This is a genomic window from Rhodococcus olei, from assembly GCF_039540555.1.
Lineage (GTDB): Bacteria > Actinomycetota > Actinomycetes > Mycobacteriales > Mycobacteriaceae > Rhodococcus_G > Rhodococcus_G olei.
This window is the reverse complement of sequence record NZ_BAABFB010000007.1, coordinates 100,249-115,034: the sequence shown is the minus strand read 5'-3', so window position 1 is coordinate 115,034 and position 14,786 is coordinate 100,249. Positions and strand designations below refer to the sequence as shown.

The 14,786-nt window shown below is 70.7% G+C and carries 13 protein-coding genes; 4 read left to right on the top strand and 9 right to left on the bottom strand.

Going from position 1 to position 14,786, the window contains the following annotated elements; genetic code table 11:
- Positions 1-118: 118 nt before the first annotated feature.
- The 9 genes from ABD951_RS00850 to ABD951_RS00810 all read right to left on the bottom strand — a co-directional run bounded on the left by ABD951_RS00850 (position 119) and on the right by ABD951_RS00810 (position 9,855).
- Complete coding sequence (locus tag ABD951_RS00850; RefSeq protein ID WP_345341088.1) at positions 119-1,774, bottom strand: thiamine pyrophosphate-binding protein; 1,656 nt, start codon at positions 1,772-1,774, stop codon at positions 119-121.
- Positions 1,767-2,549, bottom strand: coding sequence for an SDR family oxidoreductase (locus tag ABD951_RS00845; protein WP_345341085.1), 783 nt, complete (start codon positions 2,547-2,549; stop codon positions 1,767-1,769). The genes ABD951_RS00850 and ABD951_RS00845 overlap by 8 nt, the downstream gene beginning before the upstream one ends.
- Before the next feature lie 22 nt (positions 2,550-2,571).
- Entirely contained in the window at positions 2,572-3,327 is a 756-nt protein-coding gene (locus tag ABD951_RS00840) for a 3-oxoacyl-ACP reductase family protein (protein ID WP_345341082.1), read from the bottom strand.
- Between the two features lie 4 nt (positions 3,328-3,331).
- Positions 3,332-3,838: a cupin domain-containing protein gene (locus ABD951_RS00835; protein ID WP_345341080.1), complete on the bottom strand. Its 507-nt coding sequence runs from the start codon at positions 3,836-3,838 to the stop codon at positions 3,332-3,334.
- 24 nt (positions 3,839-3,862) lie between these two features.
- Positions 3,863-4,642: an alpha/beta fold hydrolase gene (locus tag ABD951_RS00830; protein ID WP_345341078.1), complete on the bottom strand. Its 780-nt coding sequence runs from the start codon at positions 4,640-4,642 to the stop codon at positions 3,863-3,865.
- Entirely contained in the window at positions 4,639-5,562 is a 924-nt protein-coding gene (locus ABD951_RS00825) for a VOC family protein (protein ID WP_345341076.1), read from the bottom strand. Before ABD951_RS00825 ends, ABD951_RS00830 begins: the two co-directional genes overlap by 4 nt.
- Before the next feature lie 96 nt (positions 5,563-5,658).
- Positions 5,659-7,167, bottom strand: coding sequence for an aldehyde dehydrogenase (locus ABD951_RS00820; protein ID WP_345341074.1), 1,509 nt, complete (start codon positions 7,165-7,167; stop codon positions 5,659-5,661).
- On the bottom strand, positions 7,164-8,537 hold the full coding sequence (locus ABD951_RS00815) for an MFS transporter (RefSeq protein ID WP_345341072.1): 1,374 nt from the start codon (positions 8,535-8,537) through the stop codon (positions 7,164-7,166). Before ABD951_RS00815 ends, ABD951_RS00820 begins: the two co-directional genes overlap by 4 nt.
- Positions 8,538-8,676: 139 nt before the next feature.
- Positions 8,677-9,855 carry an aminotransferase class V-fold PLP-dependent enzyme gene (locus tag ABD951_RS00810; protein ID WP_345341070.1) on the bottom strand — a complete coding sequence of 393 codons (1,179 nt, stop codon included), beginning with the start codon at positions 9,853-9,855 and terminating at the stop codon, positions 8,677-8,679.
- Between the two features lie 209 nt (positions 9,856-10,064).
- Between ABD951_RS00810 and egtA the strand changes: the two genes are divergently transcribed.
- The 4 genes from egtA to egtD are packed head-to-tail and all read left to right on the top strand — an operon-like array spanning position 10,065 to position 14,341.
- Positions 10,065-11,291: an ergothioneine biosynthesis glutamate--cysteine ligase EgtA gene (gene egtA / locus ABD951_RS00805; protein WP_345341214.1), complete on the top strand. Its 1,227-nt coding sequence runs from the start codon at positions 10,065-10,067 to the stop codon at positions 11,289-11,291.
- Complete coding sequence (egtB, locus tag ABD951_RS00800) at positions 11,288-12,607, top strand: ergothioneine biosynthesis protein EgtB (protein ID WP_345341068.1); 1,320 nt, start codon at positions 11,288-11,290, stop codon at positions 12,605-12,607. The genes egtA and egtB overlap by 4 nt, the downstream gene beginning before the upstream one ends.
- The gene (egtC, locus tag ABD951_RS00795) at positions 12,600-13,370 is read left to right on the top strand and encodes an ergothioneine biosynthesis protein EgtC (protein ID WP_345341066.1); all 771 of its coding nucleotides are present in this window, start codon (positions 12,600-12,602) and stop codon (positions 13,368-13,370) included. Before egtB ends, egtC begins: the two co-directional genes overlap by 8 nt.
- The gene (gene egtD, locus ABD951_RS00790) at positions 13,367-14,341 is read left to right on the top strand and encodes an L-histidine N(alpha)-methyltransferase (protein WP_345341064.1); all 975 of its coding nucleotides are present in this window, start codon (positions 13,367-13,369) and stop codon (positions 14,339-14,341) included. The genes egtC and egtD overlap by 4 nt, the downstream gene beginning before the upstream one ends.
- Positions 14,342-14,786: the final 445 nt, after the last annotated feature.

Sequence of the window (14,786 nt, the reverse complement as noted above, 5' to 3'; positions counted from 1 at the left end):
TCCTTCAGTGCTCAATACTTTAGCACTAAGATGTTATCCACGCCACACCCTATTACGGATCCCGGAAACGCCGAACGGACCATGCATCGCATGGTCCGTTCGGCGTCGGGTGTCGAGGTCAGCGCCCGGGAACGGTCACCGGCGGGGTGAACGGCGCCGGCATCTCGCCGTACGACGCGAGGTCCACCTCGACGATCACCGGTTCGTGCAGCGAGGCCGCCTCCGCCAGCGTCGCGTGCGCCTCCCCGGCGGCGCCGATCCGGCGGTACGCGACCCCGATCGATTGCGCGAGCAGCGCGAAGTCCGGGGTCGCCAGGTCCACCGCGTACGGGCGGTCGCCTGCCCCGGCCTGCATGTTGCGCAGCACGCCGTACCCGCCGTCGTTGCAGACCAGGAGCACCAGCCACGGCTTCTCCTGCGCCATCGTCAGCAGTTCACCGAAGTGCACGGCCAACCCGCCGTCGCCGACCAGTCCGAGCGTCGGCCGCGTCTCGTCGGCGACGGCCGCGCCGATCGCCATGCCCAGGCCCTGCCCGATGCCGCCGCCGCGGGGGAAGACGTTGCTGCGCGGGTCGTACATCGGGAGCAGGCGGTTGCCCCACGAACTCGACGCAATGGTCACGTCGCGGGCGACCACGGCGTCGCGCGGCAGCGCCGCTCGCACCGCGTCGCACAGCACCGCGTGGTCGCCGAGGCCGGTGCGCTGGGCGGCCCGCACCTGCTCGCGGGTCTCGCGGGCGCGGTGTGTCCACTCGCTCTCCACCGCGGACCCGAGCCCCTCGACAGTCAGTGCGGCCGTGAGGAACTCTCCGACCTCGCCGACCACCGGCAGGTCCGCGGGGAACACCCGTCCGGGGGCGGCGGCGTCGACGTCGACCTGAACGTGCGTGCTGGGCACGGGGATCGAGTAGTCGCCGGTCTCGTTGGAACGGAAGTGGGTGCCGAGCGAGAGCAGCAGATCGGCGTCGGCGAGCAGCGCGCGCCCCTTCGGTGAGGAGCCGTAGTTACCGATACACAGCGGGTGGTCCTCGGGCACGGCGCCGCGGCCGGAGTTGCTGGTCAGCAACGGCACACCCCAGCGCTCGACGAGTTCGGCGAGTGCGTCGCCGGCGCGGGCGACGCCGCCGCCCGCCCAGATCACCGGACGACGGGCCCGCGCCAGCGCGGCGAGCGCGGCGGCCAGCTGATTCTCGTCGGCCGGGTGCGACTCCTGCTCCGCCGCAGTGGCCGGCGTGAGGTCGTGCTCGGCGTACTGCAGGTCGATCGGCCACTCGATGCTCGCCGGGCCGCCCGGTGTCGCGAGTGCGTGGGCGACCGCCTCACGCAGCGCCTTTCCTGCGCTGTCGGTGTCGCGGATCGTCGCGGCGTGCGCCGAGACCGCCTCGAGCATGCCCAGCTGGTCCTTCGTCTCGTGGATGAACCCGCGGCCGGAGCCGAGGTAGCGGGACTCGACCTGGCCGGTGACGTGCAACACCGACGTCCCCGCGCTGAGGGATTCGATCAGCGAGCCGGCGGCGTTGCCGGCACCGGTGCCGGTGCTGGTGAGCGCGCAGCCGAGTCCGCCGGTGGCCCGGGCGTATCCGTCGGCGGCGTTGACGGCGGTCGCCTCGTGCCGGACCGGCACGAACCGCAGGTGCTTGCCGACGGCCTGCACGAGCGGCTGGTTGTGCACGCTCACGATGCCGAAGACGGTGTCGACGCCGGCCTCGCGCAGCACCTGGACCAGCAGGTCCCCGCCGTTGCCCCGAGTGGTCATGGTGTTCCTTTCAGACATAACGGGCGACACCGCCGCACACGTCGATACTGGTGCCCGTCACGTACGACGAGCGGGGGGAGAGCAGGGTCGTGATGACGAACGCGACCTCGTCGGCGTGGCCGAACCGGCCGAGCCCGATGCCGCGGTCGGCGGCGATCTCGGCCTCCCACTCGGCGAAACTGCCGCCGTGGCCGGACGCCTCGTAGCGGCGCCGCCACTGACCGGTGTCGACCAGACCCAGTGCCACCGAGTTCACCCGGATGCCCTCGCCGGCCAGTTCGATCGAGAGCGACTTGCTGAGGTTGAGCAGGCCCGCGCGTGCGGCGCTCGTGGTGACCAGGCGGGTCTCGGGCTGGCGGGCGAGGACCGCCGAGATGTTCACGATCGCGGCCGCGTCGGACTTGCGCAGCAGCGGCAGGGCGGCGTCCACCGAGTTCAGCACGCTGGAGAACTTCAGGTCGAACTCGTCGCGCCAGTCGTCGAGGGTGGCCTCGGCGCGCGGCTTCATCCGCGAGTTGCCGGCATTGTTGACCAGACCGTCGAGCCCGCCGAACCGCTGTCGGCCCGCCTCGACGAGCGCCGCGACCGCGTCGGGGTCGCGGACGTCGCAGGCCAACCCGAGCGCCCGGTCGCTGCCCGGCAACGGGGTCAGCGCGGCGCGCAGCCGGTCCACGTCCCGGGCGCAGGTGACGACGTTGGCGCCCTCCGCCAGGAGCATCGCCACGGTGGCGAGGCCGACGCCGGAGCTGCCCCCGGTCACCAGGTAGGTACGGTCCTTCAGTTGCAGGTCCACGACCTGGTCCTCCAATGCTGTTCTAGTGCAGAACGAATCCGCCGTTGACGACGAGCTGCTGCCCGGTGAGGTAGGACGCCTCGTCGCCCATCAGGAAGGCGACGGCACCGACCAGGTCGGCGGGCCGCTGCGGGCGGGTCAGTGCCCGGTTGATCCGGTACAGGTCGTGGCGGTGCTCCGGAACGAACTGTGCCGATTCGCTTTCGGTCAGTCCGGGGGACACCGTGTTGACGGTGATGCCGTACGGGCCGAGGTCCCGGGCCATCGTCCGGGACAGGGCCGCGACCCCGCCCTTGGAGGCGATGTAGTGCGACAGTCGCGGCGAACCGTAGAGCGCCGCATCGGATCCGATGGTGACGATGCGGCCCGTGCCGTGGGTCTCGGCGTGCGTGATGATCGACGGCACCAGGGCCCGGCTGACCAGGAAGGTGCCGCGCAGGTTCACGTTCAGCACCCGGTCCCACTCCGCGATCTCCAGTTCGTGGATCGCCCTGCCGCCCACGCCGTCCGCCAGGGCGGCATTGTTGACCAGGCCGTAGAGGGGGCCGTCGGCGGTGACGGTCTCGGCCATCTCGGCGACCGAGTCGGCGTCGGCGAGGTCGACGTGCACGTACCGGGCGGTGACGCCGTCGGCCCGCAGCGCCGCCGCGGCGTCCTCGCCCCAGTCGGCGCGGACGTCCGCGAGCCACAGGGCCGTGCCGTCGGCCCCGAGCCGCCGGGCGATGGCGAGGCCGAGGCCCCGCCCCGCGCCGGTGACGACGATCGTGCGCGCGGTCATCGGGTCAGTCCCGCGTGACGCCGTGCATCGCCGACGTCTCCGGGTAGGTCGGGACCTGGGGCTTCTGCGCGCCGATGATGACGCAGAACAGGGCGTCGGTGGTGCCGTTGTTCTTCAGGCTGCGCGGCACCCCGGCGGGAACGACGATCATGTCGCGGTAGCCGAGCGTGCGCGTCTCGACGACGCCGTCGCGGTGGACGCCGACCTCGATCTCGCCCTCGAGGACGAAGAACGCTTCCTCGGCATCGTGGTGGGTGTGCTCGGGGCCCTCGGCGCCGGGCGGCAGCAGCATGTTCGAGAAGGTGAAGCCGCGGGAGGCGATGGTGCGCCGGTCGTTGTCGTGGTTGCCGGTGGCGCCGGAGCCGACGTAGCGGATCTGTGCGCGGCGGAACTGGTCGCCGGCCTTGGCCTGGAACCCGAGGGTGTCCCAGTCCTCGTGCCGGCTGTCCTTGGTGAGGATCAGGGAGTCGGTGAAGTCCTTCAGATCCGCGGTGGCGTACTCGAGTGTCATGGTGGTGCTCCTTGCTCGTCAGGGTCAGTGGTTGCGAAGTCGTTCGGTGATCTGGACGAAGGATTCGGTCCAGGCGTTGAACGCCTCGGGCCGTTCCTGATTGGCGAGGTGTCCCGCACCGCGGATGGTGACGAACACTGCGCCGGGGATGCCGCCGGCGAGCACCTGGCTCGCGGGGACACCGGTGACGGTGTCGGCGTCGCCGCACAACACCAGCGTCGGCACGTCGATCTCGGGCAGGTTCCCGCTGTGGTCGGTGGTGGCCATGGATTCGGCGGCGTAGCCGTATCCGGGTTGCCGCACCGCCGCCGCCATGATCGTCGTGGCACGGTGCACCAGTTGCGCGGGCGCCTGGTCGGACAGCAGCCGCGGCGCGCGCCGGGTCGCGAAGTCCTCGGCGCCCGACTCGGTGAGATCGGCTGCGCGGGAACGCATCTTCGCGGCACCGTCGGCGCTCGCCCCGGATCCGACGGTCGACGATCCGAGAATGAGGCTGCGCACCAGGCCGGGGTGGCGCAGCGCGAGCCGGGTGGCGACCACCCCGCCCCAGGACATGCCGAGGACATGGGCGCCGGCGTCGCCGCACCGGTCGCGGATGATCGCCGCCGCCGTGTCGGCATAGTCGTCGAGATCCTGTTCGCGGTCGGGGTCGGGACTTCCGGCGTAACCGGGGGCATCCCAGGCCAGCAGCCGCAACGCGCTGCCCAGTCCGCCGAACTGCGGGGCGAAACTGTCCGAGCTGCCGCCGATTCCGTGCAGCATGAGCAGCGCCGGTCCGGACCCGGCCTCGACGACGCGGGTCATGACGCCGGCTCCGCGAGCGCGGAGAATCCGGGGTCGGGGACGCCGGCCATGTGTTCGCGCACCTGCTTCGACGGTGGACCGGCGGTGCCCCACAGATCGGACAGTTCGGGGACGCGCCGCCACACCCGGCACAGCCAGCGGTCCTCGTCGACCTGCGCGATGCCGGAGGTGTACTCGCACACCAGTCCGCCGGGATCGGCGAAGTAGGAGAAGGTGTTGTCGCCGGGGCCGTGCTTGCCGGGCCCCCACAACGGCAGCACCCCGTGGTGGCGCAGGCGGCCGATACCGCGCATGAAGTGGTCGACCGTGGGCATCTCGTACGCGACGTGGTTGACCGACGTCCACTGGGCCTGGTTGAACGCGATGGAGTGGTGGTCGGAGTTGCAGCGCAGGAACGCCATCTGGTGTTCGGACCAGTCGGACACCCGCATGCCGAGCACGCCGCAGTAGAACGTGACGGCCGCGTCGATGTCGACGGTGTTGAGCACGACGTGAGTGACCCCGACGGGGACGGCGTCGTCGCGGCCGAGCGCGGGGACGGCGAGGGTGTCGGCGACGAGCTCGAGGACGCGGCCCTCGGGGTCGACGATCCGCACACCGTAGCCGCCGCCGGCGTCGTCGACGGGGCCGGGACCGCTGATCACCGGGATGTCGAGGGCGTCGGCGCGGCGCGCGGCCTCGTCGACCTCGGCGGGCGTGGCGAGCGCGAAGCTGATGCGGCCCAGGCCGTTGCGCTCGGCCTGGGTGAGCTGCAGCGCGTGGTGCTGGTCGCCGGTGCCGCGCAGCCAGGCCCCCTCGGTGCCGCGCTCGACGACCTGCAGGCCCCACACCTCGGAGTAGAAGTCGGTCGAGGCCGCGCTGGCGTGGGTGCGGAGTTCCACCGAGCGCAGGCGCCGCAGCCGGGCTATGGGTTGGGTCATGTCGGACTCCTCAGGTGACTTATATCTCAATATCTTAGCGCTCAAATATGTGGGTGTGAAGACCCGCGGGCCGAAAGGAAGGGCGGTTCCTCGCGCTCAGTCGGCCCAGGTGTCCGGGCCGTCGTCGAGTCCGAGGTACACGCTCTTCTGACGCGAGTACGCACGGATGCCGTCGCGACCCTTCTCCACCCCGAGCCCGCTCTCCTTGACTCCGCCGAACGGAGTGGAAATGGAGAACCTCTTGTAGGTGTTGATCCACACCGTGCCCGCCGCGAGCCGGCGCGCGAGCCGCCACGCCCGGCGGTAGTCGCGGGTCCAGATCCCGGCGGCCAGGCCGAACACCGAGTCGTTGGCCTGCTCGATCAGGTCGGCCTCGTCGTCGAACGGCAGCACCACGAGCACCGGGCCGAAGATCTCGTCCTGGCAGGTGCGTGCGGAGTTGGGCAGGCCGTCGATCACGGTCGGCAGGTAGTAGGCACCGCCGCGCAGCTCGCCGTCGGGGCTCGCGCCGCCGCACAGCACGCGGCCGCCCTCGACACGAGCCCGCTCGACGTAGGCGGCGACCGAATCCCGGTGTGCGCGATGGACCATCGGCCCGACCTGGGTTCGCGGGTCGCGGCCCGGGCCCAGTCGCAACTGCCGTGTCCGCTCGACGAGGCGCGCCACGAACCGGTCGTGGACGGCGCGGTCGACGAACAACCGGGAGCCGGCGATGCAGCTCTGCCCGGTGGACGAGAAGATCCCGAACATCACGCCCGCGACCGCGGCCTCGATGTCCGCGTCGTCGAGCACGATCGTCGGCGACTTGCCGCCCAGCTCCAGGGAAACCGGCATCAGCTTCTCGGCGGCGGCATGCGCGATCCGTCGACCGGTCGTGGTACCGCCGGTGAAGGTGACCTTGCCGACGTTCGGGTGGGTCACGATCGCGTCGCCGACCACCGACCCCTTGCCGGGCAGCGCCGACAGCAGCCCGGCGGGCAGGCCGGTCTCGTGGATCAGCCGGGCCAGCTCGAGCGAGACCAGCGGCGTCCACTCGGCCGGCTTGAGCACGACGGCGTTGCCGGCGGCCAGCGCCGGTGCGATCTTCTGCGCGTCGCTGGCCACCGGGGAGTTCCACGGGGCGATCGCACCGACCACCCCGATCGGTTCGTACACGCTCATCGTCAGGTAGTTGCCGCGCGGCGTGGTCAGGCCCTCGTCCGCGGTCTCGAGCACGGCCGCGAAGTAGCGGAAGGTGCCGGCGGCGCTGCCGACCAGGGCCGTGGTCTCGGTGACGGTCTTGCCGGTGTTGTAGCTCTGCAGCAGGGCCAGTCGCGCCGAGTTCGCCTCGATCGCGTCGGCGATGCGGTGCAGGTACCGGGCTCGTTCGTGGGGGAGGAGCCCGCGCCAGGACGGATCGGTGGCGGCACGGTGGCCTTCGGCGACAGCGGTGTCGACGTCGTCGGCGGTGGCCTGGTGCACGACCTGCAGGGCGTCGCCGGTGGCGGGGTCGGTGACGGTGAAGGCCGGGCCGGTGCCCCGGCGCCAGGTTCCGCCGACGAGGATCTCGTCGGTCACGGGGACGAACGCCAGGTCCGTGCGGGTGGTGGTGTCGACGGTGGTCACTGGGAAATCTCCTCGAGGGTCTTCTCTCGGGTCTCGACGGCGAAGACGCCGACGATCACGGCGCCGATCAGCGCGACCGCGCCGAACACCGCGAACACGGTGGCCAGCGAGCCGCCGACCCCGAGGATCCGGCCGACCACGAGCGGCCCGACGATGATGCCGATGCGGCCGGCGGCGCCGCCGATCGCGCAGCCGATGGCGCGCATCCGGGTCGGGTACAGCTCGGCGGTGTAGACGTACAGCGCCATGTTGACGGCGAAGACGAACAGCGCGGCCCCGGCGGACCACAGCAGCACGGTGACGGCCGAGCCGGTCCCGGTCGCGGCGAGCAGGAACAGCGTCGCCGAGCACAGCACCATCGACGCGGTGATGCAGATGCGCCGGCCCAGGTTGTCGATCAGCAGGGCGACGACGACGCAGCCTACGAGGCCGGCGACGGTGGTGAGGATGCTGTAGTGCAGCGCGCTGTCGACGCTCAGCGAGAAGACCTTCGTGTACAGCGTCGGCAGCCACGACGCGATGCCGTAGTTGACGAAGTAGGCGCTGGCCCAGATCGCCGCGAGCATCAGGGTCCGGCGCAGGTAGACGCCCTGGAATGCCTCGACGAATCGGCCACGGCTGGTGTCGGTGACGGCGGCGGCGAGGGGCTGCGGGGTGGGAAGGGTCTTGCCGTGGCGCTCGGTGATCTCGGTTTCGATCCGAGTCATCGCCGCGTTCGCCTCGTCGGGCCGGCCCCGGGCGGCCAGCCAGCGGGGCGATTCGGGCAGGCGGAACAGTGCGGGGAGCAGCAGTACCGGAAGGGCGCCGAGGGCGAACAGGACCTGGTGGCCGTAGCGGGGCACGATCCACGCGGAGACGACAGCGGACGCGACCAGGCCGATCGGGAAGATCACCTCGTACATCAGCACGAAGCGGCCGCGCTTGTGTGCCCTGGTGATCTCGCCGATGTACGTCGCGGCGACCGGTACCTCGGCGCCGAGCCCGATGCCCTGGACGAACCGGAAGACGAGGAACAGGGCGAGCGAATGGGTGAACGCCATGCCCAGGCTCATCGCCCCGTACAGCGCGAGCGAGCCGATGATGACGTTCAGGCGGCCGACACGGTCGGCGAGCCAGCCGCCGCCGAGGGCGCCGACGAGCATCCCGATGCCGCCGATCGCGATGACCCAGGCCACCGCGGCGGGGGTCAGGTTCCACTTCGGGATCAACACGGGCAGCGAGTAGGCGATCATCAGTTGGTCGAAGCCGTCGAAGAAGGTCACCGCGCCGACGATGACGCGCGCCTTGATGTGCCACCGGCTCATCGGCAGGCGTTCGAGGCGGGCACTGATCATCTCGGCGGTACTAGCCATGGGTGCTACCAGGGTCATGGTGTTCCTCACGAGGTGCGGAGGGCATTTATTTAAGCCCTTAAAGATTGATAGCTCAGATGTAATCTCACGCACACCGTGTCAGTCAACACTTGATTTCACCGAACCTTTGCGCTAAGGAAACTTCTTCCCGCGTCGATCACGTGCCTGCCAGTCCCGCGACAGCCGCGACCAGGCGTTCGAGGTCGTCGAACGTGTTGAAGTAGTGCGGGGATGCCCGCAGCACGCCGTCGAGGCCGCGTCGGGTCATGTCCACGTAGGTGGAACCGCGGCCGCTGACGGTGACGGTGATCTTGTTGTCGGCCAGGGCTTCCCGGGCCTCGCCGGGGTCGACCCCGGCGACGGTGAAGGACACGATGCCGCTGCGGTGGCCGCCCAGGTCGCGGATCGTCACGTGGGGCAGGGCCGCGAGTTCGGTACGGGCGAACTCGGCCCGCGCCGACACCGCGGCCTCGACCTCGTCGATGCCGAGGCGGAGGAGGTAGCGCGCCGCGGCGCCGAGGCCGAGCCGGCCCGCGACCGAGCACTCCCAGAACTCGAACCGCGAGGCGTCGGGGGCGAGCCGGTAGCCGGACCGCTCCGCCCACTGCGCGCCGTGCAGGTCGAGGGCGGCCGGTTCCATCGTCTGCGCCAGCTCCGGGCGCAGGTAGAGGAACCCGGTGCCGCGGGGGCCGCGCAGCCATTTGCGTCCGGTCGCCGAGAGGGCGTCGACCCCGAGGTCGTGGACGTCGACGCGGACCTGTCCGACGGACTGGCACGCGTCGAGCAGCACCAGCGCCCCGACGCCGTGCGCGAGCTCGACCACCTCCCGGACGGGGTTGAGCAGGCCGCCGTTGGTCGGGGCGTGCACCAGCGACACCACCCGTACCCGTTCGTCGAGCATCCGGTGCAGCGCCTCGACGTCGATCTCGCCGGTCGGGGTGGACGGCACCACCTCGACGGTCGCGCCGGTGGTCCGGGCGCGTTGCAGCGCGGCGATCGCGTTGCTGGCGTACTCGACCTCGCTGATCAGGATCCGGTCGCCCGCCGTCAGCGGCACCGCGTAGAAGAAGTCGGACCAGGCCCGGGTCGCGCTCTCGACCAGCGCCAGGTCGTCGGCCCGGGCGCCGAGCAGCTGCGCGAGCGCGACCTTGACGTCGGCGAGGTCGTCGGCGCGTTCGGCGGCCGCCCGGTAGCCCCCGATCTCGGCCTCCCGGCGCAGGTGGGCGACGACCTCCTCGACGACCACCGTCGGCGGGAGCGAGGACCCGGCGCTGTCCAGGAACACCTGGCCGGCGCATCCGGGCGTGTCGGCGCGGACGCGATCCTGATCGAGCATTGTGCCTCCCGGTCGCGGTCGGTACGTGCGCGCTCGACGCTACGCCGTCGACGTGACCCGGGCGCTGCGCCGGTCGACGTGACACGGGGCGCGCTGCCCGTCCGCGTGACAGGGTCGGCGGTCTCGGTTTACTGTCGGTGCCAGCGTGCAGCATGTGATCCGTACCAGCCGTAGAAGTGCCGTCCTACGATCGGAGCACGGCGATGGCCATGGCAACGCAGATGAGATCCGCGCGGCTCACGACCCGGGCCGCGGCGGAGGCGTACGTCGGCGGGGTCTGTTTCAAGCTGGGGCCGCCGCGGCTGATCGGCGCCGAACTGGAATGGTTGACCACCACCCGCGACGGGGGACGTCCCCGGCCCGCGGACCTCGCGGCCGCACTCGGTCCACATGCACCCACCTCCGTCGATCCCGATTCCCCCGCCCATCCGCTGCCGTCGGGGAGCACCGTCACCCTCGAACCGGGTGGGCAGATCGAACTCTCCAGTCGTCCGCTGGCCTCGGCCGAGGAGCTGTGCGCCGCGCTCGACGCCGACTCCCGGCGACTCAGGTCGCTGCTGGACCGGGCCGGGATCGGGACCAGTGACGCCGCCGCGGACGCCGGCCGGCCGGCCGAACGAATTCTTCCGGCGCCGCGATACCGCGCGATGCAGCAGTGGTTCGACCGGATCGGCCCGTTCGGGCGGCTGATGATGTGCAACACGACCGCCACCCAGGTCAGCGTCGACGCCGGGGCCGACGCGGCCGAGGTCGCCGCCCGGTGGACCGCCCTGTACGCGGTCGGCCCCGCTCTGCTGGCGGCATTCGCCTGCTCGCCGCGGCTGCGGGGAATCCCCCTCGGCGACTGGGCATCCCAGCGGATGCGGGCCTGGTTCGAACTCGACCGTGGGCGCACCGAACCGCCACCGCTGACCGATCCGATCGGAGACTACGCGCGGTGGGCGCTCGACGCGCCCCTGCTGTGTGTGCGTGGCGGGTGCGGTCGAGACTCGGACGACTGGTCGCTCCCGGTGGAGGTCCGGTTCTCGGATTGGCTTGCCGGCGACCTCGATTCGGTGATCGGACGCAGACCCTGTCGTGCCGACCTCGACTACCACCTGACCACCTTGTTTCCGCCGGTCCGTGCCGCCGGGCACCTCGAGGTGCGCTACCTCGACGCGCAGCCGCGGAGTCGGTGGCACGTCCCGATCGCGGCCCTCGCGGCACTGCTGGGTGACCCCGGCACGGTGAGCGAGGCGACGGCGCTCGCCGCGGGCACCACCGGTCGCTGGCGCGACGCCGCCGAGTGCGGCTTGCGTGATGCCGAACTACGCACTGCAGCAACGGAGTTGCTGGATCTGGCGGCGTCGGTCTCGCGTTCCTTCGCGGAGGAACTGGCGGGGGCGGCCGGCCGATGTCGACGCGGCCGGACCGTGACGGAGGAGGCGGATCGATGACCGCACCGGAGGTGGTTCGCGAGCGACTCGCAACGGATCTCGCCAGGGCCCGCGACCGTAGCCGTGCACTGACGGACTGCGTCGACGACGGCGACCTCGTCGCCCAGCACTCGCCGTTGATGAGCCCACTGGTGTGGGATCTCGCGCACATCGGCAACCAGGAGGAGCTGTGGCTGGTCCGCGATGTCGGTGGCCGTGAGGCGGTGCGCCGCGACATCGACGAGCTGTACGACGCGTTCGCGCACCCACGATCCACGAGGCCTGCACTGCCGCTGTTGAATCCGGACGAGGCGCGCCGCTACGTGACGCAGGTGCGGGACAAGGCGTGGGACGTTCTCGACCGGTCGCCGCTGCAGGGTCGGCGGCTCGAACGCGACGGATTCGCGTTCGCGATGATCGCCCAGCACGAGCAGCAGCACGACGAGACGATGCTCGCCACCCACCAGCTGCGCACCGGCCCGGCGGTGTTGGACGCGCCGGCGGCGCCGGCGGCGCGAACCGCGCTGCCGGCGGAGGTGATCGTGCCCGGTGGAGAGTTCGAGATGGGGACGTCGACCGATCCGTGGGCGCTCGACAACGAGCGCCCCTCGCACCGGGTGTTGCTGCCGGCGTTCGTGATCGACGCAGCACCGGTCACGAACGGTGAGTACCTCGAGTTCCTGGGCGACGGAGGTTACGACCGCCCCGAGTTGTGGAGCGAACGGGGGTGGGCGCACCGCCGGTCGGCGGACCTGGACGCACCGCAGTTCTGGCAGCGGGACGGCTCGGGATCGTGGTGGCGCCGGGTCTTCGGCAGGGTCGTCCCGCTGCACCCGAATCAGCCGGTGGTGCACGTCTGCTACTTCGAGGCGCAGGCCTACGCGCGCTGGGCGGGCAAGCGACTACCGACCGAGGCCGAGTGGGAACGGGCGGCGCGCTGGGATCCGGCCTCCGGGCGGTCGCGTCGATTTCCGTGGGGAGACGCCGAACCCACCGCCGCGCACGCGAACCTGGGACAGCGACACCTCGAACCGGCCGAGGTCGGTGCCTATCCTGACGGTGCGTCACCGCTCGGGGTGCACCACCTGATCGGCGACGTGTGGGAGTGGACGTCGTCGGATTTCCTTCCGTATCCGGGATTCTCGTTCTTCCCGTACCGGGAGTACTCCGAGGTCTTCTTCGGTGGCGACTACAAGGTGCTGCGGGGCGGTTCCTTCGGGACGGACCCGGTGGCCTGCCGCGGCACCTTCCGGAACTGGGACCACCCGGTCCGCAGGCAGATCTTCGCCGGGTTCCGGTGCGCGAGAGACGTGGCCCCGGGCGAGGCAGATGTGTAGGCACCTGGCGTACCTCGGTCCGTCGCGGACGGTCTCCGAGGTGCTCACCGGCGGGACGCACAGCGTGTTCCGGCAGTCGTGGGCGCCGCGGGACATGCGCGGCGGCGGCACGATCAACGCCGACGGGTTCGGGGTGGCGTGGTGGCCCGGCGAGGGCGACGGCGCTGATGCGGTCGGGTACCACGACGAGCGTCCGATCTGGTCGGATCCGGCGGTGACCGGGGTGCTGACCCAGGTCCGGTCCACTGCGGTGGTGGCCGCGGTCCGGTCGGCGACCGAGGGCATGCCGCTGGGCCGCGACGCGTGTGCGCCGTTCGTCGACGGCCGGTGGGCGTTCAGCCACAACGGCAGGATCGACGGGTGGCCGGATTCGGTGGCCGGGCTCGCGGAGTGGCTGCCCGCGGTGGAGTTGCTCCGGATGCCTGCGCTGACCGACTCGGCCCTGCTGTGGACCCTGGTGCGTCGTCGCCTCGGCGCGTCGACACCGGGAGAGGCACTGCGTGCCGTTGTCGGGGAGGCGATCGCGGCGGCGCCGCGGTCCCGGCTGAACCTGCTGCTCGGCGACGGGACCGGGGTCTGGGCCACCGCGGTGGATCACTCGCTGGCGGTGCGTGTCGACGACGTGAGCGCACTGGTCGCGTCTGAGCCGGTCGACGACCGCGACGGCTGGCTCGCGGTACCCGACGGGCACGCCGTCGAGGCGTGGCCCGGTCATCTGGAGATCACCGAGTTGCCGGTGTCGTATGGGGAGGAGTCGTCGTGATCGAACCGACTGTCGAGGTGCACCTGTCGCAGGGCCAGTTGGACGAGAACCTGCGGTCCGATGCCCGCGCGGGCCTGTCGGCGGCGGCGAAATCGCTGCCGCCCAAGTGGTTCTACGATGCCCGTGGCAGCGAGCTGTTCGACCGGATCACCCGGCTACCCGAGTACTATCCGACTCGAACCGAGCGGGAGCTGTTGCGGGACAGCGCCACACACGTCGCGGAGGCGGCCTCCGCGCAGATCCTCGTCGAGCTCGGGTCGGGTTCGTCGGAGAAGACGCGGCTGCTGCTCGGCGCGCTCACCGAGCACGGCACGCTGGAAAGGTACGTGCCGCAGGACGTGTCGGTGGCGGCGCTGGACTCGGCGGTGCACCAGCTGGCACGGGAGTTCCCGTCGCTGCAGGTGCACGGCATCGTCAGCGACTTCACCGACACCCTGCACAACCTGCCACGGGGCGGGAGACGGATGATCGCGTTCCTCGGGGGGACACTCGGGAACCTGGTGCCCGACGAGCGTGCCGAGTTCCTCGGGTCCGTCGCCGAGGTGCTCGACGAGGGGGAGCAGTTGCTGCTCGGTGTCGGGTTGGTGACCGATCCGGCGGTCATGGTGCCGGCCTACGACGACGCGGCCGGGGTGACGGCGCAGTTCAACCTGAATGTGCTCTCGGTGCTCAACGACCGGTTGGGAGCGAACTTCGACCCGTCGCGGTTCCGGCACGTGGCACTGTGGGACGAGCGCAACGAGTGGATTGAGATGCGTTTGGAGGCAACCGAACCGATGACGGTCACGGTGCCTGCGATCGACCTGGAGGTGTCGTTCGCGGAAGGGGAGCAGATGCGGACGGAGATCTCCGCGAAGTTCCGCGTCGAGGGCATCTGCAAGGAGCTCGACGCCGCGGGGTTCGGCAGCGACCGGGTGTGGACCGATCGGCGCGAGCGCTTCGCGCTCGTGCTCGCGGACCGGGTGAGATGACGCGAACGGCCGGATCCGTCGGCATGAGGGGGGCGTAGACGGATCCGGCCGAATCGAAGTCTGAATCAGGCGGAGAGCGACATGACGCCGATCACAGCGCCAAGGCCGCTGAGGACGCCAGCACCGATGCCGATCAGGTTGCGGTAGGTGGCGAGGTCGGTCTTGTTGGCGGAAGAACCCATTGTCGTACTCCTGTTGTTTCGAGGGTGGGGGTGACACACGTCTCATGCGTCGACTTCATTGGTACCACAAACGAAACATCTCAATAACGATGTGTATCACTATATGGGAAAATCCTGGTCATAGATATCAATGTTCTGTAACAGGTAACGACGGAGACACTTGTGATTCGCCGACTGGACACCTTGTGATCGGCCGTTTTGCCCGTTCCGGGCGTGCGGCGGGTCTCCGTCTGTTCGGGCCGAACCGGTCGCCGGCTCCGCTC

What these genes read in the sequence shown, in the direction of transcription:
- ABD951_RS00825 (WP_345341076.1), bottom strand. Translation starts at nt 5,562, where the DNA reads ATGACCCAACCCATAGCCCGGCTGCGGCGCCTGCGCTCGGTGGAACTC.
- ABD951_RS00850 (WP_345341088.1), bottom strand. Translation starts at nt 1,774, where the DNA reads ATGTCTGAAAGGAACACCATGACCACTCGGGGCAACGGCGGGGACCTG.
- egtC (WP_345341066.1), top strand. Translation starts at nt 12,600, where the DNA reads ATGTGTAGGCACCTGGCGTACCTCGGTCCGTCGCGGACGGTCTCCGAG.
- ABD951_RS00810 (WP_345341070.1), bottom strand. Translation starts at nt 9,855, where the DNA reads ATGCTCGATCAGGATCGCGTCCGCGCCGACACGCCCGGATGCGCCGGC.
- ABD951_RS00830 (WP_345341078.1), bottom strand. Translation starts at nt 4,642, where the DNA reads ATGACCCGCGTCGTCGAGGCCGGGTCCGGACCGGCGCTGCTCATGCTG.
- egtA (WP_345341214.1), top strand. Translation starts at nt 10,065, where the DNA reads ATGGCAACGCAGATGAGATCCGCGCGGCTCACGACCCGGGCCGCGGCG.
- ABD951_RS00840 (WP_345341082.1), bottom strand. Translation starts at nt 3,327, where the DNA reads ATGACCGCGCGCACGATCGTCGTCACCGGCGCGGGGCGGGGCCTCGGC.
- ABD951_RS00835 (WP_345341080.1), bottom strand. Translation starts at nt 3,838, where the DNA reads ATGACACTCGAGTACGCCACCGCGGATCTGAAGGACTTCACCGACTCC.
- ABD951_RS00815 (WP_345341072.1), bottom strand. Translation starts at nt 8,537, where the DNA reads ATGACCCTGGTAGCACCCATGGCTAGTACCGCCGAGATGATCAGTGCC.
- egtB (WP_345341068.1), top strand. Translation starts at nt 11,288, where the DNA reads ATGACCGCACCGGAGGTGGTTCGCGAGCGACTCGCAACGGATCTCGCC.